Annotated in this window: 1 protein-coding gene; it reads left to right on the forward strand. The window is 28.3% G+C overall.

The window, feature by feature from the left end; translation table 11 throughout:
• Positions 1 to 364: 364 nt before the first annotated feature.
• Positions 365 to 883 carry a hypothetical protein gene (locus tag GQR55_RS19970; protein ID WP_166421962.1) on the forward strand — a complete coding sequence of 173 codons (519 nt, stop codon included), beginning with the start codon at positions 365 to 367 and terminating at the stop codon, positions 881 to 883.
• Positions 884 to 905: the final 22 nt, after the last annotated feature.

Consider the following 905-nt stretch of genomic DNA (forward strand, 5'->3'; position numbering starts at 1 on the left):
TCAATGTTACAAGTTATTTTTTATAAAATGTTTAAACAATTGTTTTATATTAACTATTTCAAACTTCATCTTTCTCCTACTTTTCAAGTTTATATACAATAAATAGAGTAAAAAAATGCAGCAAGTCGCATTAGATTTCAGTTTTATTATCCTTTAAATATATTCGGTGAGTTTATTTTGATTGGAAAGTAAATTCATTAAAAAGAATGTTTAAGTTTAGACTCAAGCTCTAATAAAGCTTAATAGTAGCTGCTATCATTAGCTAAAATATGCTCGCTAAACCTTTAAACGCCTTTCTAAAAAATATGATTTAAATATAGATTAATCTTACACTAGGGGAAATACGGATTTAGAAAGTGCAAATATGTATAAAATTTCAGAGCTAATTAACTTAATTTCACAAGGCTCAACTACCCAAGAACAAGTAAGCATAGCTAAAGAAAGTAAGTTATTTACCATCAATGGGAAAGAGTTCGACCTTTATATAGAAAAACTAAAGAGCTACCTAAACGGTGAAATTCACATACAAGGTGAGTCTATTTTTTTAAGCCTGCTAGTTAGTGATATAAACAAAACATTCAGAAAAATTAGAAGAGATGGAATATTAAAAGCATCTAAATATAACTTTAATGATGAAAAAATTAAAAAGTTAACCCATACAGGTAAAATATTTTTAAAAGGTGATAATTCTGTAGAGTATCATTATAATTTTTTAAACTCAGTGCAAGCTCTTACAGAAGCCTCAAAAAATATAAAAACTTTGAAGTCTAGAGTTTCAGACTTCGCAAACCAAAATCGTACAGATTTCCTCAAAACACTACTAACCCCCTGTGTCAGGATAGTTGTCGCCTCAATTAATTTACAAATAAACAGGGCGCGGTAAGTTAAAGTAAGTGAATTATCAA

This window comes from Pseudoalteromonas sp. Z1A8 (genome assembly GCF_011378855.1).
In the GTDB taxonomy this organism is placed as follows: domain Bacteria; phylum Pseudomonadota; class Gammaproteobacteria; order Enterobacterales; family Alteromonadaceae; genus Pseudoalteromonas.

Coding starts and splice junctions, on each gene's coding strand:
- GQR55_RS19970 (WP_166421962.1), top strand. CDS start 365: ATGTATAAAATTTCAGAGCTAATTAACTTAATTTCACAAGGCTCAACT.